Source organism: Rhodoferax sediminis (genome assembly GCF_006970865.1).
In the GTDB taxonomy this organism is placed as follows: Bacteria; Pseudomonadota; Gammaproteobacteria; order Burkholderiales; family Burkholderiaceae_C; genus Rhodoferax_A; species Rhodoferax_A sediminis.
Genome location: NZ_CP035503.1, coordinates 1,814,442 through 1,829,261 on the forward strand (window position 1 = coordinate 1,814,442; position 14,820 = coordinate 1,829,261).

The 14,820-nt window shown below is 66.6% G+C and carries 10 protein-coding genes; 6 read left to right on the plus strand and 4 right to left on the minus strand.

Annotated features, from left to right (window positions below; all coding sequences use genetic code 11):
• Positions 1–19 precede the first annotated feature (19 nt).
• The 3 genes from cobO to EUB48_RS08750 all read left to right on the plus strand — a co-directional run bounded on the left by cobO (position 20) and on the right by EUB48_RS08750 (position 3,768).
• On the plus strand, positions 20–673 hold the full coding sequence (cobO, locus tag EUB48_RS08740; RefSeq protein WP_142818518.1) for a cob(I)yrinic acid a,c-diamide adenosyltransferase: 654 nt from the start codon (positions 20–22) through the stop codon (positions 671–673).
• A gap of 5 nt (positions 674–678) precedes the next feature.
• On the plus strand, positions 679–879 hold the full coding sequence (locus tag EUB48_RS08745; protein ID WP_142818519.1) for a hypothetical protein: 201 nt from the start codon (positions 679–681) through the stop codon (positions 877–879).
• Positions 880–1,008: 129 nt separating this feature from the next.
• Entirely contained in the window at positions 1,009–3,768 is a 2,760-nt protein-coding gene (locus tag EUB48_RS08750; RefSeq protein ID WP_142818520.1) for an FAD-dependent oxidoreductase, read from the plus strand.
• Between the two features lie 45 nt (positions 3,769–3,813).
• On the opposite strand, the gene EUB48_RS08755 is transcribed toward EUB48_RS08750, so the two are convergent.
• Positions 3,814–9,189 (minus strand): AAA family ATPase, encoded by a 5,376-nt coding sequence (locus EUB48_RS08755; RefSeq protein WP_142818521.1) that lies wholly within the window; start codon positions 9,187–9,189, stop codon positions 3,814–3,816.
• Positions 9,190–9,567: 378 nt separating this feature from the next.
• On the opposite strand from EUB48_RS08755, the gene EUB48_RS08760 reads away from it, so the two are divergent.
• Positions 9,568–10,257: a Crp/Fnr family transcriptional regulator gene (locus EUB48_RS08760; RefSeq protein WP_142818522.1), complete on the plus strand. Its 690-nt coding sequence runs from the start codon at positions 9,568–9,570 to the stop codon at positions 10,255–10,257.
• Positions 10,258–10,318: 61 nt separating this feature from the next.
• Here the strand turns inward: EUB48_RS08760 and EUB48_RS08765 are convergent, their stop codons facing one another.
• Both EUB48_RS08765 and EUB48_RS08770 read right to left on the minus strand, forming a co-directional pair.
• Positions 10,319–11,071 carry an adenylate/guanylate cyclase domain-containing protein gene (locus tag EUB48_RS08765; RefSeq protein ID WP_168226718.1) on the minus strand — a complete coding sequence of 251 codons (753 nt, stop codon included), beginning with the start codon at positions 11,069–11,071 and terminating at the stop codon, positions 10,319–10,321.
• 28 nt (positions 11,072–11,099) lie between these two features.
• On the minus strand, positions 11,100–12,197 hold the full coding sequence (locus EUB48_RS08770; RefSeq protein WP_142818524.1) for a carboxymuconolactone decarboxylase family protein: 1,098 nt from the start codon (positions 12,195–12,197) through the stop codon (positions 11,100–11,102).
• Positions 12,198–12,434: 237 nt separating this feature from the next.
• Here EUB48_RS08770 and EUB48_RS08775 point away from each other — a divergent pair, with 237 nt between their 5' ends.
• Positions 12,435–13,883 carry a cobyric acid synthase gene (locus EUB48_RS08775; RefSeq protein ID WP_142818525.1) on the plus strand — a complete coding sequence of 483 codons (1,449 nt, stop codon included), beginning with the start codon at positions 12,435–12,437 and terminating at the stop codon, positions 13,881–13,883.
• Between the two features lies 1 nt (position 13,884).
• Here EUB48_RS08775 and EUB48_RS08780 read toward each other — a convergent pair whose 3' ends face one another.
• Entirely contained in the window at positions 13,885–14,652 is a 768-nt protein-coding gene (locus tag EUB48_RS08780; protein ID WP_142818526.1) for a class I SAM-dependent methyltransferase, read from the minus strand.
• Here EUB48_RS08780 and EUB48_RS21325 point away from each other — a divergent pair.
• Positions 14,651–14,809: a nicotinate-nucleotide--dimethylbenzimidazole phosphoribosyltransferase gene (locus tag EUB48_RS21325; protein ID WP_168226719.1), complete on the plus strand. Its 159-nt coding sequence runs from the start codon at positions 14,651–14,653 to the stop codon at positions 14,807–14,809. The two genes, EUB48_RS08780 and EUB48_RS21325, sit on opposite strands and share 2 nt — an antisense overlap.
• Positions 14,810–14,820: the final 11 nt, after the last annotated feature.

The window sequence follows — 14,820 nt, forward strand, 5'->3', positions numbered from 1 at the left end:
GACCAGTCAGGAACAAACGATGCAAATCGAAACTCCTCCCGCCGCCAAACCTTACGAAAAACCCGAGGGCGAGCGCCGCGGCCTGGTCATCGTCAACACCGGCGACGGCAAGGGCAAGAGCACGGCGGCCTTCGGGCTGGCGCTGCGCGCGCACGGCCGGGGCAAGGCTGTCAAGATTTTCCAGTTCATGAAGGTGCCGACCGCGCGCTTTGGCGAGCACCGCGCGTTCGAGCAGCTTGAGGCATTCCGGCCGGCGCCAGGCCGCCCCAAGCCGGACGAGGCCCCCTCGGGGGGAAGCGACGACGCACAGCGCAGAGCGTGGGGGCCCATGATCGAGGGCCTGGGCGACGGCTTCAGCTGGAAAAGCCAGGACCTGGAACACTCGGCCCAACTCGCGCGCGACGGCTGGCAGAAAGCCCGGGCAGCCATCCTGGGCGGCGAGTTTTTCATGGTGGTGCTCGACGAGATCACCTATCCGCTGATCTATGGCTGGCTGGCGCTGGACGACGTCTTGCAGACCTTGCGTGAGCGACCGAAAGACGTGCACGTGGTCCTCACGGGGCGGCGTTGTCCACCCGAGATCATCGAGCTGGCCGACACCGTGACCGAGATGACCAAGGTGAAGCATGCCTTCAATGCCGGCGTGCCGGCGCAGCGCGGCATCGAGGATTGAGCTCCGTGGGCGAAGAAGAAAAGAGTGCAACGGACCCTTTTGCGCCCGCCGTCCCACCCGACGCCGCGCACCACGCGCCCGGCGCGGGTTTCATGCGGCCCCGGCGTTTCATTCGCGTGCACAGTCAGTCCCTGCGCCAGGGCACGGCCCACGGCTCCGATACCTGGCGCAGCAGCCCCATCGCGGGCTCGACCCGCCACGAGTGACCGCATTTCCGGTTTCTTGAAGAACCTGAAAATTTGGAAGAAAATTCAACCGGTGGGGCATGGGGGTTCCCGGACCCGAAAGCCGGCTCGCTCCTCTCATGGCAAAACGAACTCGAGGAGGGAAGTGCGATGGGCAAGTCCGTAGCGGTGCTGGGTGGCGGAATCGGCGGCCTGACAGCGGCGCACGAGCTGGCCGAACGGGGCTTCGACGTTACCGTCTACGAGCTGAAGGCGATTCCCGGTGGCAAGTCGCGTACCCTGCCTGCGACCGGCACCGGCAAGGACGGACGACCCGATCTGCCCGGCGAACACGGCTTCCGGTTTATTCCGGCGTTCTACCGCCACCTCCCCGATTCGATGAAGCGAATCCCGTTCGGCACCGGTACCTGCCACGACAACCTCACGCCGACAAGCCGGATCGAGATCGCGCCGTTCGACGCCGAGCCGTTGGTGGTGCCCTCGCGCTTTCCGCAGTCGCTTTCCGACGTGCTCCTGATCCTCAAGGACACCTTCGGCACCCGCTATGGCCTGCTGCCCGGCGAACTCGAATACTTCGCCGACCGGCTCTGGCAAGTGATGACCTCGTGCACAGAGCGCTGTTTGCACGAACTCGAGGCCTTGTCCTGGTGGGAGTTCGTGGGCGCCGAGGAGCGTTCGCAGGCCTACAAGACCTTCCTTGCTGAGGGCCTGTCCCGCTCGCTGGTCGCGGCCAACGCCAGGGAAGGCAGCGCCCGCACGATCGGCAAGGTGCAGGTCCATCTGCTGTTGGGTGACTTCGACCTGGCCGCCGGCAGCACCGATCGCGTGTTGAATGGCCCGACCAGTCCGCAGCTGCTGCTGCCATGGATTGCCCAGATCGAGAGGCTCGGGGGCGCCTACCTGACCCAGCGCTGCGTTCATGCGATCCACTGCGCGGGCGGACGGGTCAGCGGCGTGCAGGTCGAAGACCTCGTCTCGGGGAAGTTCACCGATGTCGTTGCCGACTACTACGTCTGCGCGATGCCGGTCGAGGTCATGGGCCCGCTGGTGAGTGACGATCTCGTGAAGGCCGATCCGGCCCTAGCGACGCTGCGCGCCATCACGTCGCAGGTCCGATGGATGAACGGCATCCAGTTCTTCCTGCGCGTGGACGTGCCGGTGATCCACGGCCACGTGCTGTACGTGGATTCCCCGTGGGCCATCACCTCGATATCGGAAGCGCAGTTCTGGAACGGCCTGGACCTTTCGAAATACGGCGATGGCACGGTACGCGGCATCCTGTCGGTCGACATCTCGGACTGGACGACCAAGAAGGGCCTGTTCGTCAAGGACTATGCATGCAACCTGAAGCCGGACCAGATCGCCGACGAAGTCTGGCAGGAACTCAAGCTGGCACTCAATCAGGGCGGCGCGATACTGTTGCGTAATAAGGACAAGGTCGGCTATTTCCTGGACACCGACATCGTCTGCCCCGATCTCGCGCGGCCGCAACGCGACATCAACCTCGAGCCCCTGTTCATCAACGAGCCGAACAGCTGGGACAAGCGACCACAGGCCGGCACCGCGATCGAGAATCTGCTGCTGGCCTCGGACTACGTGCAGACCAATGCCGACCTGGCATGCATGGACTCGGCCAACGAGGCGGGGCGGCGCGCCGTCAACGCGATTCTCGACCGCACCGGCTCGAACGCGGCCCGCTGCCAGATCTGGGACATGGGCATGCCGGCGCTGTGCTTTCCCTACCGCCTGTACGACCAGATGCTGTGGGACGAAGGCAAGTCCTGGACCGGCGGCATGGACCGGAACGCGCGGGGCGGGGGCGGCTGGGCCGAGTACTCGGCGGCGATGGCGCGGCATACCCATGAGCTGGGCGATCCGCTCGTCCCGCCGGTCGGCTTGAAGGATATCCCGACCGCTACCGTGACCCTGGCCGACGACGCATACCACCTGCAGGAGTACCGCGGTGCGTCGCACATGTTCTGGTACACCGAATGGTGGTACTTCAACTGGGTCGACCCGAAGACCGGCAAGTCGGGCATGGTGACTTTCGCCGCGGTCAACGGGACGGACATCGACCTGGCCGGCGTGGTGAGCCTGAACGCGCTGGTGTTCGACCCGAAAGGCAGCGGCACCACGCTGAAGATGGACTACCACAGCATCTCGGATTTCTGGGCGTCTTCGCAGAAGGCCGACGTGACGCTGGCCGAAAACACGCTGCGCGTGATCGACGCCAATACCTATGAGCTCAAGGCGACCAGCGAGGACGGCACGGTGTCGATGGCGCTGGTCTACACGCAGGCCGATATGCCGCAAGTTCTCGCGAGCAACGTCCATGGCACCAGTCCGTGGGAGATCAGTTCGTGGCTCGTGTACATGCCGTCGGCGCGGGTCAACGGCTGGGTCACCGTGAACGGCCAGCGAATCGATCTGGTTGACGCGACCGGCTACCACGACCACGACTGGGGCAAGTGGTTCTTGCCGGGCAACGTCTGGGCTTGGGCCGCGTTTTCCGATCCTTCCAGGCAGATTGCGTTCGACGTCGGCCTGCATGCCGCGTTCCAGAAATCGGTGGCGTACTTCCGCTACGCCGGCCTGCGACTCATGTTCCCTCAGGATTCTTTCAGCTCGGCGTTCTCGGACTGGGAGGGGTGGAAGATGCTGTGGAAGTACCCCAGGACCGTCACCTTCGCGGCGCTGGATTCCACTGGCCAGTACAAGACCGAGATGACCTGGAAGGTCGCGCAGACGGCCAACCTGTGGCGCTACCCGCTGATCGTGTTCGAGCAGTCGGCGCAGTTCCGGGGGCGTCTGCTGAAGAAAGCGGGGAATGGGTGGGCCGGTGTTGTCGACTTCGACGTGCTCGGCTTTTGCGAATACACGAGCAAGTGGATCGGCGGCGGCCCGACCTGAGCCGACCTGAGCCGGGCACCGCGCGCGCCGAAGGGCGACCGGCGCCTACTTGCGCGACATCTGCAGCACGCCGGTCCACTGCGGCCCGGGGTCTTCGGCCAGCAGCGCGTCGCACCGCTTGCGGTACTCCAGCGCGACATGATCCTCGGAACACGCCTGCACGGCGGCGTCGAAACCGGCGCGGGCCTCGCTCCAGGCCCGAGCGTGGTACGCGGTCCAGGCGTCCCGGTAGCGATCGAGCGTCGCGGCCTTGGCGTCGCGAATCGCCGGTGGATCGGCGTCGAACACCTCATAGACGACCACAGGCACCGAGCGGCCTACCAGCACCACCCGTCCGACAGGGCGCATCAGAAAGGCGCCGGGGTGCGCCATGGCGCGGACCGTCTCGTCGCCAACGAGCAGCGGCACCGACAGCTGCTTCGTCAGCCCCTCGATTCGCGCCGCGAGATTGACCGGATCGCCGATCACGCCGCACTTGATGCGGTTGGGCCCGCCGATCGTGCCCAGCATCAGGGATCCGGTGTTGATGCCGATGCCGATCGACACAGGTGCCAGGCTCGATCGGGTGCGTTCGGCGTTGAATGCCTGGAGTGCGCGCAACATGCCGATGCCGGCGGCCACGGCGTCGTCGGCGGGACCATCGAACAGCGCCATGATCGCGTCGCCGATGTAGCTGTCGATGAATCCGCCTTTGGCAAGGATCTCCGGTTCCATGTGCCCAATATAGGCGTTGATGAAATCGATGCTCGCACGCGGATCCAGGCTCCCGATCAGCGGCGTGAAGCCGCGAATGTCCGAGAACAGCACCGACAGCGACTTCGATGCGTGGTCGCCGAGCCGCACCTCCTGGATGTTCTCGCGCCCCAGAGAGGCCAGGAACTGATAGGGCACGAAGCGGGCATGGGCGTTGGTCAACGCGACCTGGGCGTCGAGCGAGCGCTCCAGATCACGCACCAGGCCGCCGTTCTCGATCGAGATGGCCGCCTGCGATGCGATCACCTGCAGGAATTCGACCCGGTCGGGCGTGAACGCACCTGCGACGAGATCGTTCTCGAGCAGGATGGCACCGGTCAGCTCGCCGTTGCGCGACATCGGTGAACACAGTACCGAGCGCGGGTGCGCCGCCGTGACGTAGCGGTCGAGGCGGAACGTCGGATCCTGCAAAGCGTCGTCGATCATCAGCAGTCGGCGGGTACGCAGCACCAGCTGGATGGCGGCCACGAAGACGTCGGCCTCGTCGAGCGGACCGCCTCCCAGAACGTCGGCGTCGGCCCGATCGACGTGCGCGGTCGCGAGCACCTGCCAGCCACCACCGCTGCGCACGACCAGCACAACCTGCCTCGCACCCGCGTTCGCAAGCAGCAGGCGGCACAGCTCGCGCAAGACGTCGGGCAGCCGCAACTGCTCGGCGACAGCCTGTGCCGCCCGGGTAATTGCGCGCGCGTCCAGGGCCGCGCCCGAGCCCGCACTCGAACCGGGACTCGTGCTCATTGCCATCTCTTCTTTGGTCATCGGGCCGGGCAACAGGCTGCGCAGCTCCGGATAGCTTTCGTCGAGACGGCGGACCAGTCGCTGCGCGCCCCAATGGCTCCATGCCCGCCGCGCCTCCATGCGATGGGCATGGGCGGCAGTCGGCAAGCCTCCATCGGCCGCGCAATCGGCGGCGAGTTGGTGCGCAAGGGCTTCATCGTGCGGATTGCCGGCAGCGAGCGCCGCGATGATGGCGCGTTCGTGGCATTGCAGCGCGCCGCCCGTGTCGCCGGCGCCGCGCTTGCGCTCGCCCTCGACGATCTCCCAGTGCGCCAGGAATGTCGTTGGCACCCGCTTCGCCCATGCGGCGAGCCGCCGCTGGTTGGCGGCGACTGTCCACTTCCACCGGGGCCGGGGCCGCCCGTCGCGCGCCACGGCCAGCAGCGCCAGTGACTCGTAAAACTGGAACAACGGGACGAACAGTTGCCCATCGATCCCGGCGTGGTGCGCCCGGCATCCGGCCGCCGCCGCCAGGACGTCGTCGTACGACCCGCCGAGGCAGGCCTTGGCCGAGCGCCAGGCGTGGACATAGGCCACCGACGTGGCGTCTCCACTTTCGGTCGCGAGCTCCAGAACGCGGCCCTCGTCGATGTCGCCGACAACGACCGGCGGATCGTCGCGAAGCCAGGCGACGGTATCGCGAATCAGCAGCATCACAAGGCCGACCTTGCGCTGGTTGTGCTTCAGGATCGCTTCGTGGTGGACACTGCTGGACACCGCCAGGGCCTGCAGATCCTGCCCGGCGAGCAGCGCATGCGAATCCAGGCCGTAGAAGCAGTAGCTGTAGTACTCGAGATCGCCCGTCTCCAGGCCGGCCGCGGCACCGAGACGGAACGGCTCCATCGTGTCGGCGAGCGGCTGACTCCACGGCAGAATGAACAACCCGTTCAGGAAGCGCAGCTTCGCCTCGAACTCGCGCGCGCCGGTGCGATCCATCACGGCGAGCGCCAGCCGCCCGAACGCGAGGCCGCCGTCGTAGTCGCCGAGCACTGCACACATTGCGAGGCCGTAGCACACGTAGCCGAATGCCGACTGCGGCGCCGTCCCATGGCGGATTGACCGTTGCACGAGCTCGAACACCAGTTGCGGGAACAGCTTCGGCTCGTTCGCGTACGCGGCGGAGCTGACTGCGACCAGCACACGCATCGCGACCTGTATCGCGGCATCGCTCATCGGCGGCAGTTCAGCGAGGCCGGCGACGGGGCGGCCCCGCAGCGCCCACTTGGTGTGCAGCAGCCCGAACACCACCTGCTGCTGCCGGCCGCGCCGCGGCAGCACGACACCGAGGTCGGCGAGCACGGGAATGGCAACGTCGAGTGCCTCGCCATACGCCATCGCGCTGACCAGCATCTGTATCTTCACTGCGGTCGCGTGGGCCCGCTGCACCTTGGAGGGCGTGTGGCGCATGATTTCGTTGTGCAGCGCCTCCAGTGCGGGCCGGTCCGAGAGAAGAAATGCTGCCTTCAACGATTCGAACGAAAGCTCGCGCATCGTGTCGCCGGTCGTTGCCCAGGCATCGCTACCGAGCAGTTCGCGCCCGGCCTCGGCGTAGCGGTGGGCCGCCTCCCACGCCATGGAATCGTTGGCCTTCTTCGACGCGCGAAGAAACAGCAACGCGACCTCTGCTCGCTCGCGCGCGCTGTCAATCTCTGCACGGGCGGCTTCGAAGTGGGTAGCGATATCGAACAGGCGTTCGTCGGCCCGAGCCGCGCCCGATGTGAGCAACTGCGACCCGACGCGATGGTGGGCGCTTGCGCGCCGCTCGACCGGAATCATCCGGTACGCGGCCTGCTGCACCCGATCGTGCAGGAAGGCGTAGACGACCTGGCCAGCGCCCTGCGCGTCAAGGGTCAACGCCGTGTACTTGTAGTCGCCCCCGACGGGAACGAGGATGTCGTCGTCCAGCGCGGGGGCCAGATCGCCACGCGCCTGCTGCGCGGTGCGTCCGGCGACATGCGCCAGTGTCGCGAGGTCGAACGTATGCCCGACCACCGCAGCGAACTCGAGTGTCTCGCGAGTGGGCGCCGGCAGGCGTTCGATCCGGGCGATGACCAGGTCAACGACGTTGTCGGTCATGTGTCGCTGCCGGACGGCCTGAAGGTCCCACGCCCAGGCGCCGTGCCGCGGGTCGAAGCGCAGCAACCCGTCACGGCTCAGGTCGCGCAGGAACTCGCCGACGAAGAAGGGATTGCCCCCGGTTTTCGCGGTGACGAGCTCGGCGAGGAGTTCGACCGAATCGATGGGCGCGCGGGTCGCCGCTGCCAGCAGGGTGGCGACGGCGTAGCGATCGAGCGGCCCGAGCCTGAGGTGCATCGGGCGCACGCCAGAGCGCTCGTCGAGCTCACGCATGAGCAGACGAAACGGATGTGAAGGCCCAACTTCGGTGTCGCGCATCGCCACCACGACCAGCAGGTGCGTCGTATCCGCGTCGGTCAACAAGGTCTGGAGCAATGCGAGCGACGCAGCGTCGGCCCACTGGATGTCGTCGAGAAACAGGACCAGCGGATGCTCGGCGCTGGCCAGTGCGCGCACGAAGCGACGAATCACGAGGTTGAACCGGATCTGCGCTTCGGACAGGCCGAGCGCCGGCACCGCAGGCTGGTGTCCGAGCACCGGCTCGAGCTCGGGAACCAGGTCGAGCAGCACCTGTCCGTTCGGCGTCAGGGCTTCACCCAGTTCGGCCCGCCAGGTCGCGAGCCGGGTGTCGGGCTCGGTCAGCAGGCGCCGCGCGACCTGTCTGAACGCCTGAATCACCGCGGTGTAGGGCAGGTCCCGGCGCAACTGGTCGAACTTGCCCTGCACGTGCAACACGCGTGCGGCCGACGCGAGCCGGGTGATCTCGCCGATGAGCGTGCTCTTGCCGACGCCGGACGGTCCCTCGACGACCACCAGCTGGACTGCGCCGGCGCGGCTGCGTGAGAGCCCCCCGTCCAGCGCCGCCACCTCGGCCGCGCGACCAATGAGGTTCTGCGGGATCCTGAACTCGTCGGCTGCGTCATGCTGGCCGATCGAAAAGGGCTTCACGGTGTCGCCTTCGAGCGTTTCAAGGCAGCGCGACAGGTCGGCCTGCACACCGGACGCGCTCTGATAACGCTCCTCGGCGTCTTTGGCGATCAGCCGCAGGATAAGGTCCGCCACCACCTGCGGCAGCTGGGGCCGCAGTTCGCGAGGCGACAACGGCACCTTGGCGATGTGCTGGTGCACCAGATCGAGAGGATCCTGGCTACGGAACGGCAGTACGCCCGTCGCGAGCTCGTAGAGCGTGATCCCGAGGGCGTACAGATCGGCGCGGCGGTCAATCGACCGGTTCATCCGGCCGGTCTGTTCCGGCGCCATGTAGGCCAGTGTGCCTTCGAGCTCTTTCGGCGCGATTTCGTGCGCCATCTCCCGGGCGATGCGCACCGCGTAGCCGAAGTCGGTGAGCCGGATGTGGTGGTCGCCGACCACAACCACGTTGGCGGGCTTGATGTCCTTGTGAATGATCCCGCGGGCATGCACTGCGGCGACTGCCTCGGCGAGCGCGTGGCCCAGCTCAAGCACGGTGCGCAGCGGCAGCCGCGGTGACACCCTGGATGACATCGCGACGCCCCCGACGTCTTCGAGCACAAGGGCGTGGCCCGAGTCCCAGCGCTCGACGCCAATGGCACGGATCGCGACATCGGGCGGCAGCAAGTGGGTGACTTCCACTTCGTGGTGCAGCCGGGCGATGACCAGCGGTGTGGGCTGCGGCGCAGTCGGGATCTTCAGAACAACCGGTTGGCCGTCGCGTTCGCGAATGGCCCGCCAGGTTGCGTGTGTCGGGCTGCGACCGAGCCACGCGAGTACGCGATAGCCGGAGATGTGGATCGGCGCGTCGGGCGCCGCGGCCGCCTGGATGATCTTGTCGTTCACCTTTTCACTTCCCGGATCTTTTCCTTTTGGCGGCCGGCGGGGAGGGCGGGCCGCATCGGATCACCCCGGCGTTTCAGCACGCGCCGGGCACAAGGCCGGTGTCAACTCGCAAGGCAGTTGCTCCAGCGCCTGCGCAGCAGAATTAAACCACCTGCCAGCCGCGTTGTGGGCTCCGGATTGACCCGGAGCAGGCTTTTTTTGGCCGCAAAGCTCAGGCACGGCAACCCGGTCGTCGCTGGGTGGCCGCGATCGGCAATGGGCGATGGGCAATTGTCGTCGCGTGACATTGAACTGTTTTGCCCCGGATAATCCGGCTAGACGAAAAGCGGGGACCTTCACCCGCCAGCCGGGGCGGCCGGCCAAACGCGAGGAGTTCATGTGGCACCCGTCGAACTGCTTTCCAGCACCATCGCAAGCACGCGTGAGGCGCTCTCCAAGCCGGGCGAGGTGATCGCACTGCTGTCGCTGACAGTCGGGGTCGTGCTCGTTCTGGTGAGCTCATTCGTCAAGACGATGATCCCACTGCGCTGGCTGGCGGTGGCCAGTTGCGTAGGCTTCGTGATCTACGGGGCGTTGCGTCCTTCAATCGCCGTGCTGCTGCTGAATGCGGCACTGCTGCCGATCAACTTGTACCGGGTGGCCGAAATGATCCGTCTCACCCGGCGCGTCGCCGAGGTGTCGCCCGAGGACAATCTGTCGGGTGTCTGGCTCAAACCGTATATGCACAGCGCCAAGGTCAAGGCGGGGACCGTCTTGTTCCGCAAGGGTGATTCTGCCAAGCGGCTGTACATGCTGGCCGAGGGACAGGTCGAGTTCGTTGAGGTCGGGAGCGTCCTCGGCCCCGGCACAATCTTCGGCGAGGTCGGACTCTTCTCTCCAGGCCATCGGCGCGCGCTGACGGCCCGCTGTATCGGGGCGTGTACCGTGCTGTCGATCGACGAGAGTACGGTCAAGCAGCTCTACTACCAGAATCCGGCGTTTGGTTTCAAACTCATCGCGTTGGTCGCCCGTCGCCTCTCGGCGGACGTCGAGCGGCTGCGGCACGAGAGTGGCGAACGAGGCCCCTGACCAGACCATTGCCAGCACGCCTGCGAGCTGCGGCTGCGTCTTCAATCTATGTCGGCATTCATCAGCGAACCGCATCGGCTCGCACCGTCCAGGTGCGAATCGGCGCGGCCTTGCCCTTGACCAGGGTGGCCGGCATCGGCGCGAGGTCGAAATCGTCGCCGAGCCTGTCGCGTATGACCTCGGTGATCAGCAGATCCACCTGCATCGCGCTGGTCAGACCTTCGACCCGCGAAGCGACGTTGATCGGATCGCCGGTGACGCTGAACTTCGACAACGCGCCAGTGCCGATGATCCCGGCGATCACCTCGCCGGCGTGGATGCCGATACCGAAGCGCAGTTCGGGTAGTTGTCGGGCGAGCAGCGTCTGGTTGTAGCGGGCCAGGGCGCTGCGCATCGCCAGCGCGGACAGCACGGCGTCACGTGCCTGCCAGGGGTTTGGCTGCAGCGCGCCAAACAGCGCCAACAAGCCGTCGCCGACCAGTTCGGTCACATGCCCGTGGTGCTGCGTGATGGCCTCGATCATGTGGCCGAAGTAGCCGTTGAGGATGTCTACCGTGACGGCGGGATCGAGCCGGTCACACAGGGCCGTGAAACCGCGCAGGTCGGCGAACAGGATGGTCACGTATCGACGGGCGGGTTTGAGTTCATCGCCGACATCGGTGAGCCGCTCGACCAGGTCTGATGGCACAAAGCGTTCGAACTGACGCTGCAGCCGCTCCAGCTTGGCGTCGGCAGCGTCCAGCAGGCGCTCGAGCTGGCGGCGCTGCGCGCGCAGCGTCCAGGCGTATCCCGCCACAGCCGAACCGAGCAGCAAGGCGATTGCCAGTGCCCAGCTCAGCGCTTCACTCCCGCAACATCGCCAGGCGCACAGTGGCATTCGCCAGCGCGGCCACGCCGATAGCCTCGAGCAAGACGGCGCGATTCAACCCCGCGCCCAGGCTGCGGGTCTGGCGCTGAATCGCGGCGGTCTCGTAGGACACGGTCTCGCGGGTCCATGCCACCATGGCGTTTTCGTCTGGTCGCAGCCGTGTCGAACCCAGCGTGTCCATGGCGATATCGAACTCGGCTGCATCGACGCCCTCGTCGGCCAGTAGCTGGGCCGCTTCGCCCTCGCAGTACCCGCAATCCAGGGTGCGCGCGACGACCGCGAACATCAGCGCCTTCGCGGGACGGGAGATCAGGGGCAAATCGAAGGCCCCGTCGAGCGCTGCCTTCATGATCCGCGCCGCAGGCAGGCCCGCCAGCAATGCCACGACCGAACCAAAGGGGCCCGCCTTGAGTGCAGTCGCTTCCAGTGGCACATCGGTAGACGCGCGCCTGGCGCCAGCATGGGTCAACCTTCCCCACAGCGGAACCACCAAGCCCAAAAGGCGCCCCACCGGACCGTTGGCCATGGCTTCGAAGCTGCGTTCCGGTGGACAAGCCATCAACGTAGCCAGCCGGTTGTAGAAACAGCCGAATGCGATCAGGAATGCCATCTCGTTCACCTGAAGCCGCGTGAAGCCCAGGCCGACCAATTGGTCGATGGTGTCGCGTGCCGGCCGCGGCCTGGAACGCGACAGGTTTCGGCAAAAGGCGATAGCGGCGCGCTCCTTCGCGTCCATCTCGGCCACGTGCACATCCCGTTCGATGTTCTGGATGAACGACTCCGAATAACCCAGCACCTTCATGTAAGCGCGGTTGGCGCCGTAGCAATAGCGACAAGCGTTTTCCTGCGCAATGATCATCGCGCCCATGTGGAGTTGCCGCTCGGATATTTCGCTGGGGACATAGCTGGTCACGCTGTATGCCGCCTCCCGCAGCCAAGGACTGGCCGCGACCCGGCGATCGACTTCGAAGACGTGAGCGCCGCGTCGCTTGAGCTCGGCTGTCCAGGCAGGATCGGGGTCGGCCGCCAGCAGGGGCTCGGACCAGGCAATTTCGTCCAACAGCAGTGCCATTTCGCGCTCCTCGCAGTTGCGCTGTCTGCCGCGACACCGGCAGGCCGCCAAGCGTGGTCGGTCATATTAGCACCCGCGAGGCGAGGCCGCGCGTTCCGACAGCCCAATACCTGCGGCCAACCAAACGCCCGCGCACAAGCCCGGACTGCAAGACCTTCGTCGCGGCGACAAGGTCTCGTTCGCTGACAAGCAGGCCGTACTGCACAATTCGTGGCAACAATTGATCAAGGCAAGTCGATGACCGCAAAATGTGTCATGGTGCTGGGCACCACCAGTGGCGCCGGCAAGAGCTGGCTCACGACGGCGCTGTGCCGCTGGTATGCGCGCCAGGGACTCAAGGTCGCGCCGTTCAAGGCGCAGAACATGAGCAATAACGCAAGGGTGGTCGCTCAGGGCGAAATCGGCAGCGCCCAGTACTTCCAGGCGCTGGCCGCGCGCGCCCAGCCCGAGGTGCGCATGAACCCGCTGCTGCTCAAGCCCGAGCGCGACACCCACAGCCAGGTGGTGCTGATGGGGCAGGTCGACGAGGCGCTGTCCCGCATGCCCTGGCGCGGCCGCAGCGCCAGCGTGTGGCCGGTGGTGGCGCGTGCGCTGGACGGGCTGCGCGCAGAAAACGATGTGCTGGTGATCGAGGGCGCCGGCTCGCCGGCCGAGATCAACCTGCACGACAGCGACATCGTCAACATGCGTGTGGCGCTGCATGCGCAGGCGCGCTGCCTGCTGGTGACCGACATCGACCGCGGCGGCGCGTTCGCGCACCTTTACGGTACCTGGGCGTTGTTGCCCGAGGCCGAGCGCGTCCTCATCAAGGGCTTCGTTCTCAACAAGTTTCGGGGTGACGCGGCGTTGCTCGCGCCCGCGCCGCAACAGCTGCAGGAACTCACCCGCATTCCCACCGTGGCCACGCTGCCAATGTGGTGGCAGCACGGTCTGCCCGAAGAGGACGGCGTTTTTGCCGACCGCAGTGTGGCCGCCGGTGTGGTGAGCCAAACCATCGCGGTGGTGGCCTATCCGCGTATCAGCAACCTCGACGAATTCCAGCCCTTAAAGAATGTGCCTGGCGTGCGCCTGGTCTGGGCGCGCGGCCCGACCGACGTGGCGGGCGCCGACTGGATCATCCTGCCCGGCTCAAAACACACCAGCGGCGACCTGGCCTGGCTGCGCGCGCAGGGCCTGGACCGCGCAATCGCCGCGCACGCGGCGCAGGGCAGGGCGGTGCTCGGTATCTGTGGCGGCCTGCAGATGCTGGGCGAGGCGCTGATCGATCCGCACGGCATCGACGGCAATGGCCCCGGCCTGGGGTTGCTGCCGCTGGTCACGGTGTTCGACGCCGTCAAGACGGTGCAGCGAAAAAGCGCCTCCTTCGGCAGCTTGTGCGGCCCCTGGTCGGCGCTCTCGGGCGTGGCCATGCAGGGCTACGAAATTCATCACGGACAAACGGCCCAGCATCCTGCCATGGCGGCTGGCGGCGACGTGGCGCAAGCGGTCATGCCGGATGCTCTGGCCTGGCAGAACGCGGCGGGCAATGTGCTCGGGCTGTACCTGCACGGCCTGTTTGAAGACCCGGCCGCGCTGCATGCCCTGTTCGGCGCCGCGGCGCCGACGCTGGACAGCGTGTTCGACGGCCTGGCCGACTACATCGAGCGGCACTTCGAGCCCGGCGTGTTGCGCTCGCTGGTGGCTTGACTCAGGAGCGCGTGCAGTGAAACGCCAGCGTGTGGTACGGAAAGCTCACCGTCTCGCGCCCGCGCAGCGCCGGGTGCGTGGCGATCAGCGCCTCGATGCGTTCGCGCACGGCTGCGCTGTCTGGCGGCGCCAGCGCGGCGATGAAGCTCACCGACATGAACCGGTCCAGGATCACCTGTTGCGGCGGCCCCACGTGTTGGTACTCGAAGCGGCTCTCCACCAATTCACTGAAACCCGGATGCGGGAACGGCCGGCGCCACTCGCCCTTGTAGTAGCGCGGCGCGTCGCCCTCGTAAGGCGTGACGATCGCAGTCAGCGCGGCGACCCAGTCCACCGACTCGTCGCGCACGTTCCACACCAGGCCGAGCTTGCCGCCGGGCCCCAGCACACGGTGGAATTCGTCCAGCGTCTCGCGGCTGGCGAACCAGTGAAACGCCTGCGCGCAGACCACCGCGTCCAGCGCGGCGTCGGGCAGCGGAATGGACTGCGCGGTGCCGGCCAGCGCCCGTACCGCGGGCAGGCCAGCCTCGATCTGTGCGCGCATCGCGTCGACGGGTTCCACCGCCACCACATTGGCGCCCGTGGGCAACAACAGCTTGGTGAACTTGCCGGTGCCCGCGCCCACGTCGGCCACCGTGCGGCCCGCGGCCAGGCCCAACGGACCAGTGAGCCAGCCAGAGAGCGCGGGCGGATACCCGGGCCTGCCGCGCGCATAGGCCTGAGCTTCTTTTGTAAAACCCTGTTGCGCGGCGACGTGCACTTCAGCCATGAATCTTGAGCTCCCGACATTGAAGGCCTCCATGATGCCGCAACTGCAGCAGCCGCGAATGCTGGTGTGTGCAGGCGACCACGGCCTGGCCGCTGCTGCTCTCGACCGGCGCCATCCTGCGCGAGACGGCGAGCTTCGAGTCGGCGGGAGTGTCTGAAAGGACGCCTT

Excerpts from the sequence above, each read along its gene's own strand:
- cobO (WP_142818518.1), top strand. The coding sequence starts at position 20 with ATGCAAATCGAAACTCCTCCCGCCGCCAAACCTTACGAAAAACCCGAG.
- EUB48_RS08750 (WP_142818520.1), top strand. The coding sequence starts at position 1,009 with ATGGGCAAGTCCGTAGCGGTGCTGGGTGGCGGAATCGGCGGCCTGACA.
- EUB48_RS08770 (WP_142818524.1), bottom strand. The coding sequence starts at position 12,197 with ATGGCACTGCTGTTGGACGAAATTGCCTGGTCCGAGCCCCTGCTGGCG.
- EUB48_RS08775 (WP_142818525.1), top strand. The coding sequence starts at position 12,435 with ATGACCGCAAAATGTGTCATGGTGCTGGGCACCACCAGTGGCGCCGGC.
- EUB48_RS21325 (WP_168226719.1), top strand. The coding sequence starts at position 14,651 with ATGAATCTTGAGCTCCCGACATTGAAGGCCTCCATGATGCCGCAACTG.
- EUB48_RS08780 (WP_142818526.1), bottom strand. The coding sequence starts at position 14,652 with ATGGCTGAAGTGCACGTCGCCGCGCAACAGGGTTTTACAAAAGAAGCT.